This is a genomic window from Rhodococcus sp. R1101 (assembly GCF_000278445.1).
GTDB lineage: Bacteria > Actinomycetota > Actinomycetes > Mycobacteriales > Mycobacteriaceae > Rhodococcus > Rhodococcus gordoniae.
The window spans coordinates 1-6,668 of sequence record NZ_AJVB01000196.1 but is presented as its reverse complement, the minus strand read 5'-3'; the positions used below and the strand labels follow the sequence as shown (position 1 = coordinate 6,668).

The following is a 6,668-nucleotide window of genomic DNA, read 5'->3' as shown; positions in this document are numbered from 1 at the left end:
GAAGGCGCTCTCACCACGGGAGACGGCACGGATGGCGCGCACCAGTTCGGTGGTGTCGACGTCCTTGACGACGTAACCGCGAGCACCGGCGTGCACCGCCCGCACGACGAGTTGCTCGTCGAGGAAGGTGGTGAGCACGAGCAGTCCGATCCCCGGATGCGCGGAGGACAGCCGGCCGCACAATCCCAGTCCCTCGAAGTCCGATCCCGCCGAGAGCTTGAGGTCGAGCAGCACGATGTCGGGACGCATGCGGTCGACGAGCGCGAGAGCCTCCGCGTCCGTCGACGCCTCCCCCACCACCTCGAGATCAGGTTCGCGGTCGAGGATCGAACGGAGCCCCTGGCGGAGGATCGCGTGGTCGTCGACGAGTGCGATACGCACCGTGCCGGGCCGAGCCCGGGGGGTTGCCTGCGGCGGCGTGACGGTCATGACGATTCTCCCACCTGTTGAACTACAGCGTTGTCCTGCAACGGGATCCGGGCTGCGATCCGCACTCCGCCGAGCCTGGAACGCCGCACCTCGAGAGCGCCACCGAGTTCCCGGGCGCGCGCTTGCATGTTCGCGAGGCCACGATGGTTCCCGTCGAGGCCGTTGGCGGCCAGTCGCAGCATCACTCGCAGACGCGCCGGGTCGCCGTCGCCGTCGTCGGCCACGGAGAGCAGGACCGCGTCGCCTCCGTAGGCGAGCCGCAGCACCACACGACTCGCGTTGGCGTGGACCGCCGCGTTGAACAGTGCTTCACCGGCGATCCGGAGCAGGGCGTGCTCGGCCTCCCCGGTCAGCTCGACCGGCGTGCCGGCCATCCTCGTCCTCACCTCGAGTTCGCCCGGCATGTGGGCGACGCTGAGCTGTTCGAGCATCTCCGGCAACGACATGCGTTCGGCGTCCGACGGCCGGTTCAGCGCGTAGATCGCCGACCGCAACTGCTCGACGGCACCGCGCGTGAGCTCCTTGGCGAGGTCGAGTCGCTCGCTGCGTTCGGCGTCGGGGATGTCGCTGCGGCACACCTCGATCTGCATACCTGCGGAGAGCACGGCCTGGGTGACGCTGTCGTGGAGTTCGCGGGCGATGCGATGCCGCTCCTCGTCGAGCGCCTGGTTGCGGTGGGCGACGCCCAGCTGCCGCTGTGTGAGCGCGAGTTTCTCGAGGGTGTCCTCCAGTTCCTCGTTGCGGGCCTGCAGGTCGGCGGCGGAGCGGTTCGCTTCGCGGTAGGCCTGTTCGGCGCGCTCGAGGAGGAGTTGCCCGCGCTGGTAGAGCGCGGAGTTCTGCAATGCGACCGCCGTCTGGCTGGCGAGGATGGACAGGACGGCCCGGTCGGTGGTGTCGAGGGCACGGTGATCCGGCGTCCACGCCGCGATGGCGCCGACGACTCCCCCGCCCAGGACGATGGGTACGAACGCGTGGTGGTTCTCGACCAGCTCACGACGCTCGGCAGCACCCGTGCGCACGGCGTCGAGCAGCGCGACGACCTCGTCGGGCAGGGGTGGCCCCTCCACGTTGTCGACGAGGAAGGGCGTGGCGTCGGGGCCGAGCACGAGCCTGCGCGGACCGGCATCGGGCAGGACACCGTCGGCGAGGGCGAAGGCGACCCATGTCGCGCTCAGATGCGCGCGGGCGGCCTCGGCGACGGCGCAGATGAGCGTCTCCGGCCCCTCGACGGTGCGCACCAGAGCCCGGGAGATCAATTCGAGTGCGTGGACGACGCGTTCGAGGCGCTCGGCGGCGCCGCGGTACTGCGGATAGAAGGTCGACTTCCCGGAGCGGAGTCCGGTCAGTGCCGACAGGTCGGGAGCACTCACATCGCCGTCCGGAACAACTCGATCATCTGGTCGTGGGTCGCGGTGCGCGGATTCGTCGACATGCACGCGTCGCGCAGAGCGCCCTCGGCGAGTCGCGGGAGGTCTTCCTCACGCACGCCGAGTTGCCGCAGTCCACGCGGCACGCCCACCTGCCGGGCGAGTTCGTCGATGCGCGAGGCGACGGCCTCGACGGCGTCGGGTGCGGCGCCACGCGCCTCCTCCAGCCCGAGGGTCGCCGCGACCTCGACGAACGGCTGGGGATCGTCGGCGCCGTTGAACCGGATGACGTGCGGCAGCAGCACCCCGTTGACGACCCCGTGCGGCAGGTCGAGCAGACCGCCGACCTGGTGACTCATCGCGTGGGCGGCGCCGAGGATCGCATTGGTGAACGCGAGCCCGGCCTCGAGACTCGCCTGGGCCATGGTGGCGCGGGCAGGCATGAAGGTCGGGTCGTCGATCGTGCGCACGAGCGTGCCGGTGACCATGCCGACCGCGCGCAGTGCGTGATGGTCGGTGAGCGGGTTGTGGGCACGGGAGACGAACGCCTCGATGCCATGGGTGAGGGCATCGAGTCCGGTGGCGGCGTTGAGGTCGGCGGGCATGGTGGTGAGCAGACGCGGATCGATGACCGTGAGGTCGGGGACGAGCGACCGCCCGATGATGGTGATCTTGCTGCCCCGCGCGGTGTCGGTGACCACGCAGAACTGGGAGACGTCGGCTCCCGTGCCGGACGTCGACGGCACCATGACCATCGGTGGGATGGGCAGCGGCGCGCGGTCGACTCCCTCGTAGTCGAGGATGTTGCCGCCGTTGGCGGCGAGGATCGCGACACCCTTCGCGGCGTCGATCACCGAGCCGCCACCCAGCGCGACGAGGACGTCGCAGCCGCGCGCCCGGTACAGCTCGTGGCCTGCCGCGACCTCGTGGTCCTTCGGGTTGGGGGTGAGACCGGCCCACACGGTGGGTTCGATCCCCTGCTCACGCAGGTGCTGCAGGAGTTCGTCGGCCCAGCCCGCCTCGATCAGCCCCGGATCGGTGACGAGCATGGGACGGACACCACCCAGCCGGACGGCGGCGTGGGCCGCTTCGACGAGCGAACCCTCCCCGAAGACGATCTCGGGTGCGTGGAACTTGACCAGGGCGGGACCCGCGCCGGAACGGCCGCCGTGAGGGGTCGCGTGAGCACAGGGAGAGGTCGTGTTCTGGTGTCCCGGCATGACGACGGCCACTGTTCGCTCCTGACGATCCGCGCACCTGCGTGATCCAGCTTACGGTGCGCGGGCTCTCGGGCGGAGCGGGCACGGGGCGCACCGGACCGATGGCGGGGGTCGGCACCTGTCCGACAGGGTAGGTCACCGGCCTCCGCCTTGTCCGCGCCGAGTACGTCACTGCCCTCCGGTGTCGCCCATCACGGCGCCTTCGCGGCGGGGGTCGGCGCCCCCGATCCATCCCTCGTTCCGGCGCAGCAGCGCGCTCAGACCACTGGACTGCGGGGCGACGGACACTTCGTGACCCATGTCGCGGAGTTGCTGCACGAGCGGGTCGTTCGCTCCGTCGTCGGCACCGTCGATCGCCGGATGTTCGCCACCCACCCCGGTGACGGGGGTGTTGGCGGCGCCGAACGACACGGCCGAAACGGCCTGCTGCGGGTCGAGTCCCCAGTCGAGGGTGTTCACGAGCGTCTTGACGACGAACTGGATGATCACCGAACCGCCCGGCGACCCGACCACCATGTGGATGTCGCCGCGATCGCCGTCGGGTGTGCGTTCGAAGACGAGCGTCGGGGCCATCGAACTCCGTGGCCGCTTGCCCGGTTCGACGCGGTTGGCGACGGGCAGCCCCTCCTCGTCGACCGGTTCGGCCGAGAAGTCGGTGAGCTGGTTGTTGAGCAGGAAGCCGTCGACCATGTGGAACGAGCCGAACGCCGATTCGATCGTGGTCGTCATCGATGCGACATTGCCGTAGCTGTCGGCGACCGAGATGTGGCTGGTGCCGTATTCGGGACTCTGCGGCGGCATGCCGAGCGGGACCGGACCGAAGTCGCCGGGCCGTGCCTTCCCCATGCTCTTGCCGGGGTCGATCAGGGCTGCGCGTTCGGACAGGTAGTCCGGGTTCACCAGGGTGTCGAGCGAGCCGCCCGGCAGGGGGACGAAGTCGGCGTCGGCGACGTACTTGTCGCGATCGGCGTAGGCGAGTCGTTCGGCCTCGGAGATCAGGTGCACCGCGTCCGCGTCGGGTACGCCGCCGTCTGCGTCGACGCCGGACGGTGGCAGTGACGCGAGGTCGAAGTTCTCGAGGATGCCGAGTGTCGCCGCGACCGCCGTGCCGCCCGAGGACGGGTTGGGCATGCCGCAGATCTCGTACTCGCGGTAGGGGGTGCACAGCGGTTGCCGTTCCTTCGCCTCGTAGGCGGCAAGGTCCTCGAGGGTCATCGTTCCGGGTGTACGCCCGCCGGAATCGGTACCGGTGGACTCGACGATGCCGGCCGCGATGTCGCCGGTGTAGAAGGCGTCCGCGCCGCCGCCGGCGATCGCCGAGAGCGTCTTGGACATGGCGGGATTCGTGAGGGTGTCACCGGCCGGCTTGGGCGAGCCGTCGGACTGCAGGAAGTAGGCGCGGGCCTCGTCGTCGACCGCGAGTTGCGGGGCGGAATCGGCGATCGACTGCGCCAGGCGGTCGCTGATCACGATGCCCTGATCCGCGAGATCGATGGCAGGACGGAACAATTCGCCCCAGTCGGTGCGTCCGTGCTCCTCGTGGACCTTCTCGAGCATCCGTACGGCGCCGGGCACGCCGATCGACCGGCCGCTGGCGCGGGCGTCGGGTCGGGGTTCGGTGCGGTCGGTGTCGCTGATCCAGCGCAGATAGTTCTCGGTCGCGGACATCGGGGCCGTCTCGCGACCGTCGTATGCCGTCACCTCGCCGGATTCGGCGTCGTAGTACACCAGGAAGGCTCCTCCGCCGATGCCCGACGACTGGGGTTCGACGAGACCGAGGACCATCTGGGCGGCGACGAGCGCGTCGGCGGCGGTCCCGCCGTCGCGCAGGACCTCGCACGCCGCCTCGGTGGAGACCGGGTTGGCCGTCGACACGGCATAGGAGGAGGTGGTCACCGCGGTCATGCCGGCGCGATAACCGGTCGCGATCTCGGGATTCGTCGAGATGTCGCGATCCCCGGTCTCCGCCGGTTGCTGCGTGTCGGTGACCGGGGTGCCGTTCGGTTCCGCGGTGCAGGTCGCCGCTGCTGCGGTCTCCTGCACGTCGGCAGTGCCGTCGGGTTCCGTATCGCCGGATGCGGATGTACACGCGCCCAGGAGGGCGATCGAGACGGCCGTGGCGAAGGCCGCGCGGACACCGGACCGGACTCTCGAGGGCTGGACCATCCACCGACGGTAACCGGGCGTGTGAGTGCCCGTAGGGAATTCGACCGCGATCCGCTCACGTCCGCACACCGGACCCCTTGACACAGCCGTCGCCCGGGGAGCATCCTTTATTCAACCGGATGGTTGATAAACCGGAAGGTTCACGAAGCGGAGGCGATCGTGCACGACGACGAGACGGACGACACCGCGCTCGACCTGGCGTTCACCGCCCTGGCCGATCCGGCCCGCCGCCGCATCGTCGCCCGGCTCAGCCGGGGCCCGGCCACGGTCACCGAACTCGCGGAACCCTTCGAGATCACCACACAGGCGATCTCGAAACACATTCGGGTGCTCGAACACGCCGGTCTCGTCACGCGCACACGCGATGCCCAGCGCCGGCCCGTCCACCTGAATCCCGCGCGGTTGGAGATGCTGACCTCCTGGATCGACCGCTACCGGTTGGTGAAAGAGCAGCAGTTCCGCGATCTCGACGCCGCGCTGGCCCGGGAAGCGGCCGAACATCACCACAGGACCGAACACCATCACCGGGGCGCGCGACGCCCCGACACCGGAGGACTGTCATGAGCAACGCACTCACCCTCTCGGTCCCGGAAGGCGTCCCCTTCATCGACTACGAGCGGGAATTCGATTTCCCGGTCGCGGACGTCTTCCGCGCCCACAAGGATCCCGATCTCGTCGCCCGCTGGCTCGGCCCGCGAGCCATGGAGATCGAGATCGAGCAGTTCGACTTCCGTACCGGAGGCTCGTACCGCTACCGACACTCGGACGAGCACGGAAGCTACCGCTTCGCCGGAGTCTTCCACACCGTGCGCGACAACGAGTTCATCGTCCAGACCTTCGAATACCTCGGATTCCCCGACGTGGTGAGCCTCGAGACGCTCACCTTCGTCGACCTCGGCGACGGACGCTGCAAGCTCGTGGGACATTCGGTGTACCCGAGCACGGAGGCCCGCGACGGGATGGCGCAATCGGGCATGGAGACGGGTCTGTCCGAGGGGTTCGAGCAACTCGACGAAGCCCTGGCGCAGGAGACCGCCTCGCGCTGAGCTCCCCGGACCCGGCCGCTCACCGCAGTGCGTGGCCGAGTTCGGCGGCCTTCGCGAGCAGTTCCGCACCGTCACGGGCGACGACCACCTCGTCGCACAGTTCGGCGAAGTCGGGCATCGCGCAGGTCGCCTGCGGCCAGTACCGCTCCGGTTCCGGCGTGATCCACGCGAGACGGTGCACCCGGCGACGGAGTTCCTCGAGCCGATCGACGCGCGGAGGCAGGCCGTTGCAGCGCCCGTCCCCCACCACCAGCACCGACGTCCGGCCGTCGATCGATCCGGAGTGCTCGGTGAGCAGTTCGTCGAACACCCTGCCGTAGTCGCTGCTCGCTTCGAGATCGACTGCGGGATGGGCGAGTACGGCGGCCAAGGCACCGTCGCCGTCGGCGGCGAGCAACTGTTTCGTCACGTCCACCGGACGATCGACGAAGGCGACCACC

General features: G+C 69.5%; 7 protein-coding genes. 2 read left to right on the top strand and 5 right to left on the bottom strand.

Translation table 11 applies throughout. The features are described from left to right. From R1101_RS0113325 to ggt, 4 genes are all read right to left on the bottom strand, one after another. Positions 1–429, bottom strand: a 429-nt coding sequence (locus R1101_RS0113325; RefSeq protein ID WP_016933914.1) for a response regulator, incomplete at its 3' end; no start/stop codon positions are given. Continuing rightward, positions 426–1,799 carry a MadS family sensor histidine kinase gene (locus R1101_RS0113320; protein ID WP_016933913.1) on the bottom strand — a complete coding sequence of 458 codons (1,374 nt, stop codon included), beginning with the start codon at positions 1,797–1,799 and terminating at the stop codon, positions 426–428. The genes R1101_RS0113320 and R1101_RS0113325, both read right to left, overlap by 4 nt. After that, complete coding sequence (locus R1101_RS0113315; RefSeq protein ID WP_016933912.1) at positions 1,796–3,028, bottom strand: iron-containing alcohol dehydrogenase; 1,233 nt, start codon at positions 3,026–3,028, stop codon at positions 1,796–1,798. The genes R1101_RS0113320 and R1101_RS0113315 overlap by 4 nt, the downstream gene beginning before the upstream one ends. 156 nt (positions 3,029–3,184) lie before the next feature. Next, positions 3,185–5,182: a gamma-glutamyltransferase gene (gene ggt, locus R1101_RS0113310; protein WP_016933911.1), complete on the bottom strand. Its 1,998-nt coding sequence runs from the start codon at positions 5,180–5,182 to the stop codon at positions 3,185–3,187. A 159-nt stretch (positions 5,183–5,341) separates the two neighbouring features. On the opposite strand from ggt, the gene R1101_RS0113305 reads away from it, so the two are divergent. Both R1101_RS0113305 and R1101_RS0113300 read left to right on the top strand, forming a co-directional pair. Continuing rightward, complete coding sequence (locus tag R1101_RS0113305) at positions 5,342–5,746, top strand: ArsR/SmtB family transcription factor (protein ID WP_016933910.1); 405 nt, start codon at positions 5,342–5,344, stop codon at positions 5,744–5,746. Further along, the gene (locus R1101_RS0113300) at positions 5,743–6,228 is read left to right on the top strand and encodes an SRPBCC family protein (protein ID WP_016933909.1); all 486 of its coding nucleotides are present in this window, start codon (positions 5,743–5,745) and stop codon (positions 6,226–6,228) included. Before R1101_RS0113305 ends, R1101_RS0113300 begins: the two co-directional genes overlap by 4 nt. Positions 6,229–6,247: 19 nt before the next feature. Here the strand turns inward: R1101_RS0113300 and R1101_RS26675 are convergent. Next, positions 6,248–6,668: VWA domain-containing protein (locus R1101_RS26675; RefSeq protein WP_037223290.1), on the bottom strand; the 421-nt coding region annotated here is incomplete at its 5' end.

What these genes read in the sequence shown, in the direction of transcription:
- R1101_RS0113300 (WP_016933909.1), top strand. Translation starts at nt 5,743, where the DNA reads ATGAGCAACGCACTCACCCTCTCGGTCCCGGAAGGCGTCCCCTTCATC.
- ggt (WP_016933911.1), bottom strand. Translation starts at nt 5,182, where the DNA reads ATGGTCCAGCCCTCGAGAGTCCGGTCCGGTGTCCGCGCGGCCTTCGCC.